Annotated in this window: 13 protein-coding genes and 1 pseudogene; all 14 read left to right on the top strand. The window is 69.9% G+C overall.

All coding sequences use genetic code 11. The features are described 5' to 3' along the window. Nucleotides 1-75: 75 nt before the first annotated feature. Complete coding sequence (locus ACIBAG_RS17970; RefSeq protein WP_399106060.1) at nucleotides 76-1,011, top strand: carbohydrate ABC transporter permease; 936 nt, start codon at nucleotides 76-78, stop codon at nucleotides 1,009-1,011. Then, nucleotides 1,008-1,904 carry a carbohydrate ABC transporter permease gene (locus ACIBAG_RS17975; protein WP_399106062.1) on the top strand — a complete coding sequence of 299 codons (897 nt, stop codon included), beginning with the start codon at nucleotides 1,008-1,010 and terminating at the stop codon, nucleotides 1,902-1,904. The genes ACIBAG_RS17970 and ACIBAG_RS17975 overlap by 4 nt, the downstream gene beginning before the upstream one ends. Then, nucleotides 1,901-3,154, top strand: a complete 1,254-nt coding sequence (locus ACIBAG_RS17980) for a pectate lyase (protein ID WP_399106064.1) — start codon at nucleotides 1,901-1,903, stop codon at nucleotides 3,152-3,154. The genes ACIBAG_RS17975 and ACIBAG_RS17980 overlap by 4 nt, the downstream gene beginning before the upstream one ends. Next, nucleotides 3,151-4,305, top strand: a complete 1,155-nt coding sequence (locus tag ACIBAG_RS17985; protein ID WP_399106066.1) for a Gfo/Idh/MocA family protein — start codon at nucleotides 3,151-3,153, stop codon at nucleotides 4,303-4,305. The genes ACIBAG_RS17980 and ACIBAG_RS17985 overlap by 4 nt, the downstream gene beginning before the upstream one ends. Continuing rightward, the gene (locus tag ACIBAG_RS17990; RefSeq protein ID WP_399106068.1) at nucleotides 4,305-5,186 is read left to right on the top strand and encodes a PmoA family protein; all 882 of its coding nucleotides are present in this window, start codon (nucleotides 4,305-4,307) and stop codon (nucleotides 5,184-5,186) included. The genes ACIBAG_RS17985 and ACIBAG_RS17990 overlap by 1 nt, the downstream gene beginning before the upstream one ends. After that, nucleotides 5,183-6,205 (top strand): annotated as a pseudogene (locus tag ACIBAG_RS17995) (pectinesterase family protein); the annotation flags it as partial. The gene ACIBAG_RS17990 and the pseudogene ACIBAG_RS17995, both read left to right, overlap by 4 nt. Before the next feature lie 161 nt (nucleotides 6,206-6,366). Further along, complete coding sequence (locus ACIBAG_RS18000) at nucleotides 6,367-6,597, top strand: hypothetical protein (protein ID WP_399106070.1); 231 nt, start codon at nucleotides 6,367-6,369, stop codon at nucleotides 6,595-6,597. 49 nt (nucleotides 6,598-6,646) lie between these two features. After that, a complete protein-coding gene (locus ACIBAG_RS18005) occupies nucleotides 6,647-7,990 on the top strand; it encodes an ABC transporter substrate-binding protein (RefSeq protein ID WP_399106072.1) in 1,344 nt (447 codons plus the stop codon). Nucleotides 7,991-8,098: 108 nt separating this feature from the next. Then, complete coding sequence (locus ACIBAG_RS18010; RefSeq protein ID WP_399106074.1) at nucleotides 8,099-8,896, top strand: rhamnogalacturonan acetylesterase; 798 nt, start codon at nucleotides 8,099-8,101, stop codon at nucleotides 8,894-8,896. 41 nt (nucleotides 8,897-8,937) lie between these two features. Continuing rightward, the gene (locus ACIBAG_RS18015) at nucleotides 8,938-10,251 is read left to right on the top strand and encodes a polysaccharide lyase family 1 protein (RefSeq protein WP_399106076.1); all 1,314 of its coding nucleotides are present in this window, start codon (nucleotides 8,938-8,940) and stop codon (nucleotides 10,249-10,251) included. A gap of 88 nt (nucleotides 10,252-10,339) precedes the next feature. Further along, nucleotides 10,340-11,476, top strand: a complete 1,137-nt coding sequence (locus tag ACIBAG_RS18020) for a pectinesterase family protein (RefSeq protein ID WP_399106078.1) — start codon at nucleotides 10,340-10,342, stop codon at nucleotides 11,474-11,476. A gap of 1 nt (nucleotide 11,477) precedes the next feature. Next, nucleotides 11,478-12,512, top strand: coding sequence for a pectinesterase family protein (locus tag ACIBAG_RS18025; RefSeq protein ID WP_399106080.1), 1,035 nt, complete (start codon nucleotides 11,478-11,480; stop codon nucleotides 12,510-12,512). A gap of 32 nt (nucleotides 12,513-12,544) precedes the next feature. Next, a complete protein-coding gene (locus ACIBAG_RS18030; RefSeq protein WP_399106082.1) occupies nucleotides 12,545-13,717 on the top strand; it encodes a dienelactone hydrolase family protein in 1,173 nt (390 codons plus the stop codon). A 39-nt stretch (nucleotides 13,718-13,756) separates the two neighbouring features. After that, nucleotides 13,757-14,869 carry a pectate lyase gene (locus tag ACIBAG_RS18035; RefSeq protein WP_399106084.1) on the top strand — a complete coding sequence of 371 codons (1,113 nt, stop codon included), beginning with the start codon at nucleotides 13,757-13,759 and terminating at the stop codon, nucleotides 14,867-14,869. The last annotated feature ends 3 nt before the right edge of the window (nucleotides 14,870-14,872 follow it).

Raw genomic sequence — 14,872 nt, forward strand, 5'->3', positions numbered from 1 at the left:
CGCCCAACGAGAAAGCGCTTCCTGCACCACACACAAGCAAGCTGCACGCACGACGCACACGAACGGAGACCAGTCATGGCCCAAGCCGCAGCCGTGGCGAAACCCCCCGCGCCACCCCGGCGGCGCCGTGCCTCCGCCACGCCGCGCAGGCTCCCGTATCTGCTGATCGCCCCGGCGGCCCTGCTCATGCTGGGCTTCATCGCCTACCCGGTCCTCAGCGTCTTCTATTACAGCCTGCACGAGTACAACCCCACCAAGCCGTGGCGGAACGGCTTCACGGGCTTCGACAACTTCGTCCACGCCTTCACCGAGGACCCGCTGTTCTGGGACACCCTGGTCTTCAGTGCCAAGTGGGTGTTCGTCGAGGTCGGGCTCCAGCTGCTGTTCGGGCTCGCGCTCGCGCTGATCGTCAACCAGACCTTCGTGGGGCGGGCGCTCGGCCGAGCCCTCGTGTTCTCGCCGTGGGCCGTCTCGGGCGTGCTGACCTCGGCGATCTGGGTGCTGCTCTACAACTCCCAGACGGGCATCACCCGTTACCTCGCCGACGTCGGCATCGGCAGCTACGGCACCAGCTGGCTGTCGGACACCTCCACCGTGTTCCCGGCGGCGATCGTCGCCGACCTGTGGCGCGGGGTGCCGTTCTTCGCGATCCTCATCCTGGCCGACCTCCAGTCCGTCTCGAAGGACCTGTACGAGGCGGCCGAGGTCGACGGGGCCGGCCGGCTCAAGCAGTTCTGGCACATCACGCTGCCCCATCTGAAGGACGCCATCGTCCTGTCCACGCTGCTGCGCGCGGTGTGGGAGTTCAACAACGTCGACCTGCTGTACACCCTGACCGGCGGCGGACCGGCGGGAGTCACCACGACCCTGCCGCTCTACATCGCCAACACCAGCGTCGACGCGCACAACTTCGGCTACGCGTCCGCCCTGACCACGGTCGCGTTCGTGATCCTGCTCTTCTGCTCGATGGTCTATCTGCGCCTGAGCAAGTTCGGAGGTGAGGACAAGTGAGCGTGAAGGAAGCCACCAAGGCCGCACCCGCCCCCGTGCGTGCCGCCCCCGAACCGCCGCGTCCGACGAAGAAGCACCGCGCCTGGGACGAGGTCCCGCGCTGGCAGATCTACCTCCCCCTGTCGATCTACCTGCTCTTCACCCTGATTCCCTTCTACTGGATCCTGCTGTTCTCCCTGCGCCCGGCCGGCTCGACCTCCCTCGTGCCCTGGCCGATGACCTTCGACCACTTCGAGAAGGTGTGGACGGAGCGGGCCTTCGGCACCTACTTCCAGAACAGCGTGCTCGTCGGCGTCGTCACCCTGCTGATGACGACCCTCGTCGCCCTGGCCGGCGGCTACGCCCTCGCGCGCTTCAACTTCAAGATCAAGCGGGCGTTCATGCTCGCCCTGCTCTGCTCCCAGTTCGTGCCGGGCGCGCTGCTCCTGGTGCCGCTGTTCGAGATCTTCGCCGAACTCCAGATGATCAACTCGCTGGGCAGCGTCATCATCGCCGAGACGGTGTTCCAGTTGCCGCTGTCGATGATCCTGATCAGCAACTTCATCAAGAACGTGCCGTACTCCCTGGAGGAGGCGGCCTGGGTCGACGGCTGCAACCGGATGACGGCCTTCAGGATCGTCGTCCTGCCGCTGCTGCGGCCCGGTCTGATCGCCGTCGGCTCCTTCGCCTTCGTGCACTCCTGGAACCACTTCCTGTTCGCCCTGATGTTCCTCAACAACCAGGAGAAGCAGACCATCCCGGTCGGCCTCAACACCCTGATGGGCGCGGACAGCGTCGACCTGGGCGCGCTTGCCGCCGGAGGCATCATCGCGGCGGTACCGGTCGTGATCGTGTTCGCCTTCATCCAGAAGTGGCTGATCACGGGCTTCAGCGCGGGGGCGGTGAAGGGATGAGACTCCGTCAGATCGCCGCAGTGACCACGCTGCTGGGACTGCTCTGCGTTCCCGCCCACGCCGACGACGCCCGCGACATCAGCCGTGACACCCTCGCCGCGAACGACGGCTGGGCGGCGGCCGACGGTGGTACCACGGGGGGTTCCACCGCCGACGACGCCCACGTCTTCACCGTAGGCAACCGGAGTGAACTGGTCCGCGCCCTCGACGGGGGCAGCGCCGCTCCGGAGATCATCAGGATCGCCGGGGCGATCGTCGCCAACACTGACGCCACCGGCGCCCGCCTGAGCTGCGCCGACTACGCCACCGGCGGCTACAGCACGAAGAAGTACCTGGCCGCCTACGACCGTTCCTGGACAGTGAGCGGGAGTGAGTGCGCCTACTGGCACGCCCCGAACGGTCTTGGGCGTGCTGGTCGTCCGGTTTCGCCTCCGGGCGGCGACACGGATCCTGTCCGTGGTCCGGTCCCGGAAGGGCTGAGTCCCTCACGACCTGGCCATATGGATGCGGCCAGAGGCGACGGGGAGGCCCTGAACCATCTCTGTGGTGGAGCAGGGGCCCCGCACGCTGGCACCGCACCCGGCGTCCCAGATCGCACGGCGACCGTACTCCGATCGGCCCAGCTCACGACATGCCCACAAGCTGACGATCACATGATCGAGCTAACGTGCCCTCCTGCAGCCCCGGAGAACAGCGACGGCCTGCTCGACATCACCAACGCCTCCGACCTGGTCACCGTCTCCTGGAGCCGGTTCGCCGACCACGACAAGGCGATCCTCATCGGAAACGGCGACACGGCCACCGGCGACCGGGGCAGGCTCCGCGTCACCCTGCACCACAACGAGTTCGAGTCCGTCGTCCAGCGGGCGCCCCGCGTCCGCTTCCGCCAGGTGCACCTCTACAACAACCGGTACGTCGTCCCGGCCGACGCCCACGACTACCGCTACTCCATCGGCGTGTCGACCGAGGCGGCGATCCACGCCGAGAACAACGCCTTCCACACCCCCGGCCACACAGAGGTCGCCGACCTGGTCAAGAGCTGGAACGGCACCGCCCTGCACCAGTCGGGCGCCCTCTTCAACGGCTTCCCGGTCGACCTGCCGGCGATCCACAACGCCTACAACTGCGGCAGCGAGCGCGACCTCACGGCCGAGGTCGGCTGGACACCTACCCTGCACACAAAGATCGACAGCGCCGAGACCGCCGCCCGAGCGGTGGCCCGTGGCGCGGGCGCAGGGAGGATCCCATGAGCACTGCCGTACCCATCGTGCTGGCCGGCGCGCGCGGCCACGGCCGCTGGCACCTCGACAACATCCGCCGGCTCCAGGACAAGGGGATCGTGCGGCTGGCGGGGATCTGCGAGCTGACCCCGCTCACCGCACAGGAGCTCCCCGAGGGCCTGGGCGCGCCGGAACAGTCCGCCGACTTCGGCGCCCTGCTCGACTCCACCGGCGCGCGGATCGCGGTGATCTGCACGCCGATCCCGACCCACACCGACCTGGCGCTGACGGCCGCGCGCAAGGGCGTGCACATCCTGCTGGAGAAGCCGCCCGCCCCGTCGTACGCCGAGTTCCGGCGCATGGCCGACGGGGTCGCCGAGGCGGGCGTCGCCTGCCAGATCGGCTTCCAGTCGCTGGGCTCGCACGCGGTGCCGGCGATCCGGACGCTGATGGCCGAGGGCGCGGTCGGCGAGATCGTCGGGATCGGCGGAGCCGGCGCCTGGGCACGTCCCGAGGCGTACTACCGGCGGGCGCCCTGGGCGGGCCGGCGCAGGCTGAACGGCGTCGACGTGATCGACGGGGTGCTCACCAACCCGCTCGCGCACGCCGTCGCCACCGCCCTGGCACTCGGCGGCACCACCCGCGCCGAGGACGTCACGGCCATCGAGACCGAGCTGCTGCGCGCCAACGACATCGAGTCCGACGACACCTCCTGCGTCCGTGTCACCACGAGCCGCACCCCGGTCGTCGTCGGCGCGACCCTGTGCGCCGAGGACCCCGACGACCCGTACGTCGTCGTCCACGGCGAACACGGCCGGATCACCTACTGGTACAAGCAGGACCGCGTCCTGCTCCAGCGCGCGAACCACGGCCCGGAGGAGTTCGAGTACGGCCGCACCGACCTGCTGGAGAACCTCGTCGAGCACCTCACCGACGGCACCGACCTGTTGGTCACACCCGACGAGACCGGCGCCTTCATGAAGGTCGTCGAGGCGATCCGCCTGGCCCCCGACCCGGCCCCGCTGCCCGCCGACGCCTGGCACTTCCTCCCCGACGAGCAGCGCCGGGTGGTGCCCGGCATCGACGGCCTGGTCGCGGCCGCCGCCGACACCCTCGCCCTCTACTCCGAGCTGGGCGCCCCCTGGGCTCCTCCGGCACGAACGAATGAGGTGAGCACCTGATGCCCCCCCACGACACCGCGGTGCTGCGCGTCGCGGGCCGCCCGGTCGGCCGGTACGTCACCCGGCCCGAACTCCCGGCCCGGCTCTCCCCGCGCCCGTACCTGCACCCCGTCACCACCCTGGCCGGCACGACGGTCACCGAGCTCAGCCCGGCCGACCACATACACCACCTCGGCGTCGGTGTCGCCGTTCCCGACGTCGAGGGGTCCGACTTCTGGGGCGGCCGCACCTTCGTCCGCGACCAGGGCCCGACCGAGCTGGACAACCACGGCGCCCAGCGGCACACCGCCTTCCAGCTGCGCGACCCCGACGGCTTCGTCGAGGAACTGCGCTGGGTGGCGGCGGGCGCCGAGCTGCTGCGCGAGCGCCGTACGGTCGCCGCCACCGAACTCACCGGCATCGCCTGGGCGTTGGACTTCACCTTCTCCCTGACCAACGTCACCTCCGCCCCGCTGTCGATCGGCAGCCCGGCGACGAACGGCCGCCCCGGCGCCGCGTACGGCGGCTTCTTCTGGCGGGCCCGCAAGGAGCAGGAACCCCCGCGGGTCTTCACCGCCGACCGCGAGGGCGAGGCGGCGATCCACGGCACCCGCGCCGACTGGGTCGCCCTCGCGGGATGGGGGTCCCCCCGCTCGGGCGAAGCCGAGAGCGGGGGATCCTGGACCCTGATCTTCGCCGGGGCCACCGACCGGACCCGGCAGGACCCGTGGTTCGTGCGTGCCGAGGAGTACCCGGGCGTCGGGTCCTCGCTGGCCTGCGAGGAGCGGCTGGCCGTCGCGCCGGGCGAGACCGTCGTACGGCGCATCGTCACCGTCGTCGCCGACGGACGCCTGCCCCGTCTCGAGGTGGCGGCCCTGGTCCGCAAGGCGGTGAGCCCGTGACCGCCGACGTGTACCGCAACCCCGTCCTGAACGCCGACTGGTCCGACCCCGACGTCGTCCGCGTCGGCGACGACTTCTACCTCACCGCCTCCAGCTTCGGCCGCCTCCCGGGCCTGCCCCTGCTGCACTCCCGCGACCTGGTCAACCGGACCCTGGTCGGGCACGCCCTGGACCGGCTGGAACCGGCCGAGGAGTTCCCCCAGCCCCGTCACGACTGCGGAGTGTGGGCCCCCTCCCTCCGCCACCACGAAGACCGCTTCTGGATCTTCTGGGGCGACCCCGACCAGGGCATCGGCTGGACGACCAACCTCCGGACGCAGATCACCGTCGACCACAACTGGTTCACGGGCACCAAGCAGCGCAACCCGTCGGCCGACAACTGCGCCTACGCGCACCTGAACAACAACTACCTGTCGGCGCAGGTGGCCGACGGGGACCCGACGCGGACGTACGGGAACTGGTCGCGCGGCAGGACGCGCATGGTCATCGAGAACAGCTACTACGACGGGGTCCAGCACCCCTACCAGGCCGACGCGACGGCCGAGTTGGTCGAGCGCGGGTCGATCCTGCGGAACACGACGGGGCGTACCGACGAGTGGGGCGCCGCCTTCGACCCACGGGAGTTCTACAACTACCGGCTGGACCCGGCCGCGGCCGTGCCCGCGCTCGTGAAGCGGTTCTCCGGGCCGCAGAAGCGGATCGGTGGCTCGGTGACGCTGCGGGTCCCCGGGGACTACACGAGTGTGCAGGCCGCCGTCGACGCGGTGCCGGCCGGGAACGCCGGCCGGGTCGTGATCGCCGTGGCGCCCGGGACGTACCGCGAGAAGGTGTTCATCCCCGCGAACAAGCCGAACATCGTGCTAAAGGGGACTGGATGGGACCGGTCGGACACCGTCATCGTCTTCGACACGCCCGCCGCGTCCGGCGGTTCGACGGGGAGCGCGACCGTCCGGATCGCCGCGAACGACGTCGCCGCCCGCCACCTCACGTTCGGCAACGACTTCGACGAGGCCGCGCACGAGCCCGTTGAACGGGCGCTGTCCATGAGGGCGTCCCGATGAGGCGCCCTCATGGACAGCGGGTGCGTGCAACCAGGACACGCTGTTGGCCTGACCCCGTTGCTGGAACGAGGCTCCGGTCATCGCTGACTCGGCTTCGATGGGGACGGCGCCGGTCGCCGGTGCTGATCAGGAACACCGAGGTGCCCGCCGCGATCAAGTCCTCGCCGTGGACCGACATGAGCGGGTTCTCGTGGAAGGACGCGCGGTTCACGGAGTACCGGAACTTCGGGCCGGGCGCCGCCGTGACCGCGGACCGGCCGCAGCCGAGCGATGACGAGGCGCGGTCCCACACCGTCGCCGACTACCTCCGGGGCGCCGACGGCCGGCAGCCGTACGCCCACCACCACTGACCCCGCAACTTCACATCTCCGCTGGATCCAGAACGAAGAGAGCCGACCAATGAAGATCAGCATCCGTAGAAGCAGGCGCGCTGCCACCGCCATTGCCCTCGGGTCCGTCCTCGCCCTGACCGCCACCGCCTGCGGTGACGACGGGAGCAGCGCGGGCGGGGACAAGGGCGCCGAGGGCAGCGGCACGGGAAAGATCGTCTTCTGGGACAACAACGGCGGTGTCCGCACCGACATCTGGAAGGAGATCATCGCCGACTTCGAGAAGGCGAACCCGGACATCAAGGTCGAGTACGTCGGGATCCCGTCCACCGACTACCAGTCCAAGGTGGACACCGCCATCCAGGGCGGCGGCCTGCCGGACGTCGGCGGCGTCGGCGCGGCGATGCTCGCCGGGTTCGCCGCGCAGAACGCGCTGGAGCCGCTGGACGACCGGCTCGCCAAGTCGTCCCTGAACGGCAAGCTCAACGAGGACATGGTGACCTCGCTGAAGGCCGCGGGCGGTGGGGACGGCAAGCTGTACTCGGTGCCGACCTCCGCGAACAACGGTGTGCTGTACTACCGCACCGACCTGTTCGAGAAGGCCGGGCTGGACGAGCCGACGACCTGGGACAAGTTCTACGAGGCCGCGGAGAAGCTCACCGACGCCAAGAAGAACGAGTTCGGGTACACCATTCGTGGTGGTGCCGGGTCCATCGCCCAGGCGCTGGACGCGATGTACGGGCAGTCCGGGATCGCGTCCTTCTGGAACGGTGACAAGACCACGGTCAACGACCCGAAGAACGTGGCCGCCCTGGAGAAGTACGCCGCGCTCTACAAGAAGGTCACTCCGGCGGCCGACCTCAACAACGACTTCACCAAGATGGTCGCCCAGTGGGATTCCGGCACGATCGGGATGCTGAACCACAACCTGGGGTCGTACCAGGACCATGTGAAGGCGCTGGGCACGGACAAGTTCCGGGGAATTCCGCAGCCGACGCAGGCCGACGGGAAGCGCGTTCAGGTCTCCAACCCCGTTGACGGGATCGGGCTCTTCAAGAGCTCAAAGAACAAGGAGGCCGCCTGGAAGTTCATCGAGTTCGCGACCTCGCACGCGGAGAACTCGAAGTTCAACGAGGCGGCGGGGCAGGTCCCTTCGAACAATGACGCCGCGAAGGACGCGTGGATCTCCGAGGCCGAGCCGACGAAGTTGGCTGCCGCGGCGTTGACTGACGGTTCTACGACGATCGTGCAGCTGCCGTACTACCTGCCTGACTGGAACACCATCTCCAAGGCCGACAACGAGCCGAACTTCCAGAAGGTGCTGAACGGGGACATGAGCGCGAAGGAATTCCTGGACACGATGGCCGAGCAGCTGAATGAGGCTCAGGCCGAGTGGACGGAAAGGAACGGCTGAGAGCTCGGTTGGTTCTGTGCGCGGCCGGCTGCGGGTTTGTTGTGGCTGGTCGCGCAGTTCCCCGCGCCCCTGAGGGAGCTTCGCTTCCCCCTGTTGAAAGGCACCCTTGTGTCCCTTAGCCGCAGACAGGTCAGTTTGGCGGCCGTTGCCGCCGTTCCTCTCGCCCTCGCGGTCACCGGTACCGCTCAGGCAGCGCAGCGCCACCGCACTCTCTACATCGCCGGCGACTCCACCGCCGCCCAGAAATACGCCCCCGCCGCTCCCGAGACCGGGTGGGGCATGGCGATCCCCTTCTTTCTGCGCAAGGACCTGCTCGTCTCCCATCACGCCGTGAACGGGCGCAGTTCCAAGAGCTTTGTCGACGAAGGTCGGCTGGACGCCATCCTCCAGGCCATTCGGCCCGGCGACTTCCTGCTCATCCAGTTCGCGCACAACGACCAGAAGGTCGCCGACCCCGCCCGGTACACCGAGCCCTGGACGACGTACCAGGACTATCTGCGGCTGTACATCGACGGGGCGCGGGCCCGGGGTGCGCGGCCCGTGCTGGCCACCGCCGTCGAGCGTCGCCGGTTCGACGCGGGCGGCAACGCCGTGCCGACCCACGGCGACTATCCGGCGGCGATGCGCGCGCTCGCCGAGGAGGAGCGCGTGGCGTTGCTCGATCTCCAGGCGCTGTCGCTCGCGCTGTGGCAGCGGCTCGGGGTCGAGGTGACGAAGAAGTACTTCAACTGGACCGCCACCGAGCAGGACAACACGCACTTCAACCCGCCCGGCGCGATCGCCGTGGCCCGTCTTGTGGCGCGGGAGCTGTTGCGTACGCGGGTGCTCGGCCCGCGGGACGTGCGCCGGCTCGACGAGGAGATCCCGGAGTCCTGGATCACCTGGCCGGCGGCCCCCGCCGCGTAACGCTCGACCAACCCCCGGATCGCAGAAGAGAGAGCCGCACAATGAACACACAGACATGGCATGGGCATGCCATAAAGAGGGTCGCTGTTCTGATCGGCTGCACCGCGCTCGGCCTCGGGCTGACCGGCACCGGAGCGCAGGCCGGGCCCCGTGACCTCGGCCGTCAGGTCCTCGGCGCGGGGGACGGCTGGGGCTCGGAAGGGGCCGGGACGACCGGTGGTTCGGCCGCCGACGCCGAGCACGTCTACACCGTCACCACCTGGGCCGAGTTCAAGGCCGCGCTGAAGGCGGGCGGTGACGCGCCGAAGATCATCAAGGTCGAGGGCATGATCGACGCCGTCTCCCAGGGCTGCGAGGCCTTCGTGACCGACGGCTACGACCTCCAGCAGTACCTGAAGGACTACGACCCGGCCGTCTACGGCAACGACGAAGTCGCCAAGGGCCCGCAGGAGGACGCCCGGGTCGCGTCCGCCGCCAAGCAGGACACGCAGATCAAGGCCGACATCCCCAGCAACACCACCATCGTCGGCGTCGGCAGGAACTCCGGCATCCTCGGCGGCAGCCTGCAGATCAAGGGCGTCTCGAACGTCATCCTGCGCAACCTCACCATCGAGGCCCCGCTCGACTGCTTCCCCAAGTGGGACCCGACCGACGACAACAAGACCGGCAACTGGAACTCCGAGTACGACACCGTGGTCGTCTACGGCAGCGACCATGTGTGGATCGACCACAACACGCTCACCGACGGGCGCTTCCCCGACAGCGAGCGGCCGGTCTACTTCGGCAAGGTCTTCCAGCAGCACGACGGGCTCACCGACATCGTGCGCGGCTCCAACTACGTGACCGTGTCCTGGAACTCCTTCGAGAACCACGACAAGAACATGCTGATCGGCAACGGCGACGGCCTCGCCGCCATCGACGCCGGCAAGCTCAAGGTCACCATGCACCACAACCGCTTCGAGGGGATCCTCCAGCGCTCCCCGCGTGTGCGGTTCGGACAGGTCGACGTCTACAACAACCACTACGTGGTGAACGAGGAACAGAAAAACGACTACTACATCTTCGGTGTCGGCATCTCCTCGCAGCTGTACGCCAGCGACAACGCCATCTCGCTGCCGGAGGGCACCGGCGTCGGCAAGGTGCTGAAGAAGTGGAACGAGTCGCCGCTGACCGCCGAGAACAACTACGTCAACGGCAAGCTGACCGATCTCATCGCCGTCCACAACGCCGAGATCCCGTCGGAGACCCTCCAGTCCGGCGCCGGCTGGGCCCCGACGCTGCGCACGAAGGTCGACAACCCCAGGGCGGTCCCCGGGATCGTCGACAACTGCGCCGGCGCCGGCCGCCTGCGCTGACGCCCCGGCGGGGGAGGGGCGCGCACCAGGTTCGGCCGCCCCTCCCCGGCAACCCCCAGCACGCGCCGCCCTGCGAAGGAGCACCCGCATGCCCTCCTCGCCCCACTTCCGACTGCCCCTGACCAGAAGGGGATTCCTCACCGCGAGCGCCGCCCTCGGCACCGCGCTCGCCCTCGCGCCGGCCCCCGCACGGGCCGCCGGCCACGCCCCCTGCCCCTTCGGCCGGTACGGATCACCGGCCGCGCGCCTCACCCCGCGGACCCTCTACGTCGACCCGTCCGGCCAGGGCGACTTCACCACCGTCCAGGCCGCCGTGACCGCCGCGTCCGGCAGCGGCTGGACGCTGGTCATCGCGCCGGGGACGTACCGCGAGACGGTCTCCGTCGACGTGACCCGTACGGGGATGACCTGGCTCGGCGCGGGCGACGACCCGCGCGAGGTCGTCATCGTCTACGACAACGCGGCCGGCACCCCCAAGCCCGGCGGCGGCACCTACGGCACCACCGGCTCCGCCACCACCCTCCTGCAGGCCGACGGCTTCAGCGCCCGCCACATCACCTTCGCCAACGACTGGCTGCGCGCCGACCACCCCGGCATGAGCGGCACCCAGGCCGTCGCCATCAAGGTGCAGGGCGACCGGTCCGCGTTCCACCACTGCCGGTTCCTCGGCCACCAGGACACCCTGTACGCCGACTCCATGGCCCTCGGCGTCTTCGCCCGCCAGTACTTCTCGCACTGCTACGTGGAGGGCGACGTCGACTTCGTCTTCGGGCGGGGCACGGCCGTCTACGAGCACTGCCACTTCCGCACCCTGACCCGGACCGACCTGGCCTCGGCCCCGTACGGCTTCGTCTTCGCCCCCTCGACGGCGGGCGCCAACCCGCGCGGCTACCTGGTGACCAGGAGCCGCGTCACCAGCGAGGCCCCGGACGCCTACTACAAGCTGGCCCGCCCGTGGGTGCCCAGCTCCGATCCCACCGCCCGCCCGTCGCTCACCGTCCGCGACACCCACCTCGGCCCCGGCATCGACGCGGTCGCGCCCTACACCAACATGTCGGCGTCCTTCCCCTGGCAGGAGCAGCGGTTCGCCGAGTACCGCAACACCGGGCCGGGAGCGGAGATCACCGCCCCGGAGAACCGCCCCCAACTCAGCGCCGCGCAAGCCGAGTCGGCGACTCGTGAGGCCTACCTCGGGGACTGGGCGCCCTGGAAGGAGGGGCGCTGAGATGCGCAGGCGGACTCTGCTGACAGGGATGGCGGGGATCGCCGGGGGACTCGTCGCGGCCGGGTCGCCCGCCTTCGCCGGTGACGCCCGTCGGGTGCTGCACGTCCGGCCCGGCGACTCCGTGCAGGCGGCCGTGGACGCGGTGGACGGGCCCGGCTGGACGATCGTCGTGCATCCGGGCGCCTATCGCGAGGTGGTGAAAGTCCCGGCGGGCAGAGCCGAGTTGACGCTGCGCGGCGCCACCCGCGACCCGCGCGACGCCGTCATCGTGTACGACAACGCCAACGGCACCCCCAAACCCGACGGCTCCGGCATCCACGGCACCGCCGGTTCCGCCACCTTCACCTCCGCCGCCCCGGGACTGACCGTCCGCGACCTGACCCTCGCCAACGACTGGCTGCGCGCCGACCACCCCGACATCACCGGCACGCAGGCGGTGGCGGCGTACGTCACCGGCGACCGGTCGTCCTTCGGGAACGTGCGCTTCCTCGCCCACCAGGACACACTCTTCGTCGACACGACCGCGCTCGACGCCTTCGACCGGCAGTACTTCCACCACTGCTACGTCGAGGGCGACGTCGACTTCGTCTTCGGGCGGGCCACGGCCGTCTTCGAGGACTGCCACTTCCGCACGCTGCGCCGGGACGTGGACTTCACCCCCAAGGGCATGGTCTTCGCCCCGTCCACCGCCCGCGCCAACCCGTACGGCATCCTCGCCGTCCGCTGCCGTATCACCTCCGGCGCCGAGGACGGGGCGTACAAGCTGGCCCGGCCCTGGGTGCCGTCGTACGAGACGACGGCCTGGCCGTCCCTCGTCGTGCGGGACACCCGGATCGGGCCGGGGATCGACGCGGTGGCGCCGTACACCAACATGCGGGAGCAGTACCCGTGGCAGACCATGCGGTTCGCCGAGTACCGCAACAGCGGACCGGGTGCGATGGTCACGGTCCCGGAGAACCGGCCTCAACTCGCCCCCGCCCAGGCGCGGTTCCACACGCCGAGGGCGTATCTCGGGGACTGGCGGCCGTATGCGTAGGGTGGCCGCCCTCCCCGGCACCGGGAGGCAGTATGAGCGGCCATGAAGCGGTGGGACGCCGGGCCTTCGTGGTCGGTGCCGGGGCGGCGCTGCTGGCCGGAGGAGCGGTGAGCGGGGCGGAGGCGGCCGTGGCCGACGGGCCGCTGCCCGACTTCCACCCCGCCCTCAAGGACGCGCTCACCTTCCCGCTCGCCTGGGGACGCTCCCCGATCCGCGACTTCGGCGCCTGGCGCCGGGCCGCCCGCGCCAAGGTCGAGGAGCACCTCCTCGTGCCACGGCCGGACGGGACGCCGTACGATCCCGAGATCGCGGACGGGCCCCGAGGCGACGGATACGACCGCGCGTCGGTCACCCTCTCCCTCACCCCCTACGAACGCGTCCGCTGCGTCCTGCTCACCCCGCACGGCACCGGCCCCTTCCCCGCCGTACTGCTGCTCCACGACCACGGCGCCAGGTTCGACATCGGGAAGGAGAAGCTGGTCCGCCCCTGGTACGACGACACACGGCTCGCCTCCGCGCAGGCCTGGGCGGACAAGTACTTCAGCGGGCGCTTCGTCGGCGACGAACTGGCCCGGCGCGGCTATGTCGTCCTCTGCGCGGACGCCCTCGGCTGGGCCGACCGCGGTCCGCTCGCCTACGACCAGCAGCAGGCCCTCGCCTCCAACTTCTACAACCTCGGCTCCTCCCTCGCCGGGCTCATGGCCAGGGAGGACGCCCGGTCCGCCGCCTTCCTCGCCGGTCTCGACCGCGTGGACGCGCGCCGGGTCGCGGCCGTCGGGTTCTCCATGGGTGCCTACCGCGCCTGGCAGACGGCCGCGCTCAGCGACCACGTCGCCGCCGCGGTGAGCGTCGGCTGGATGACCGGCCTGAAGGAAATGATGGTGCCCGGCAACAACACGCTGCGCGGGCAGTCGTCGTACTACATGCTCCACCCCGGGCTCGCCCGGCATCTCGACTTCCCCGACGTGGCGAGCATCGCCGCCCCCAGGCCGATGCTCTTCCTGGGCGGCGGCCTCGATCCGCTGTTCCCCGCCGACGGCGTCCGCGTGGCCTACGACAAGCTGCGCGCCGTCTGGCGGTCCCGCCGCGCCGAGGAGCGGCTGCGGCTGCGGACCTGGCCCGACCTCGGCCATGTCTTCACCGCACCCATGCAGGACGAGGTCTTCGACTGGCTCGACACGGTCCTGCTCGACCCCGTCCGGTGAACCGTCCCCCCACCCCGCACGAGAGAGGAACCGCTCTCCATGTCTCGTCGTACCGCCCTCGCCGCCCTGGCCGCCCTCACCCTGGGCTCCGGGCTCGCCGTACTTCCCACCCAGGCCCAGGCCGCGACGGTCGTGGTCGACACCTTGGCAGAACTGTCCAGCGCTCTGTCGAGCGCCACCGCCGGCACCGTCATCCAGGTCCGCGGCGGCACCTACTACCCGACGGCCACCCTGCAGTCCACGGCCAACGGCACCTCGTCGTCGCCGGTCACGCTCACGGCGTACGGCTCGGAGACGGTGAAGATCGACGGTTCGTCGCTCCCCGACGGCGACTGGATCTTCAAGCTGACCGCCGACTACTGGAACGTCTCCGGCATCACCTTCCAGAACTCCCCGGACAGCGCGGTCGTCTGCCAGTCCTGCACCGGGACGGTCTGGAACAACATCAAGACCATCAACGGCGGCGACTCCGGCTTCACGCTCACCGGCGACGGCACCGTCAACAACATGGTCCGCAACATCGACTCCTACGGCCACTACGACCCCGCCAACCACGGCGAGAACGCCGACGGCATCGCCGTGAAGTACGGCTCCGGCACGGGCAACCTCATCACCGGGGCCCGCCTCTACAACAACTCGGACGACGGTCTGGACTTCTGGTCGTTCTCCTCGCCCGTCACCGTCGAGCACACCTGGGCCTTCGGCAACGGCAAGAACCGCTGGTCCGACTCGGCCTTCGCGGGCGACGGCAACGGCTACAAGCTGGGCGGCGACGGGGAGACCGTGGCGCACGTCGTCAACAACTCCGCCGCCTGGGACAACGCGGGCAACGGATTCACCGAGAACAGCAACAAGGGCGCCATCGTCATCAACCGCACCACCGCCTACGCCAACGCCAAGTGGGGCTACTACTTCGCCACCGGAGCGGCCCGCCTCGGCAAGAACCTCGCCGTGAGCAACGGCAGCGGTCCGGTGAACAAGGGCTCCTCGGTGGTCTCGGCCGGCAACAACTGGGACTCCGGGATCGCGACCCCGGCGTTCCGGTCGACGGATGCGTCGAGTACGTACAACGCCCGCAGCTCCAGCGGCACTCTGCCGGCGACGACCTTCCTGACGACGGGCAGCACGACCATCGGGGCGACAATGGACTGACCT

Origin of the sequence: Streptomyces sp. NPDC051243 (genome assembly GCF_044455405.1) — a bacterium.
Lineage (GTDB): Bacteria > Actinomycetota > Actinomycetes > Streptomycetales > Streptomycetaceae > Streptomyces.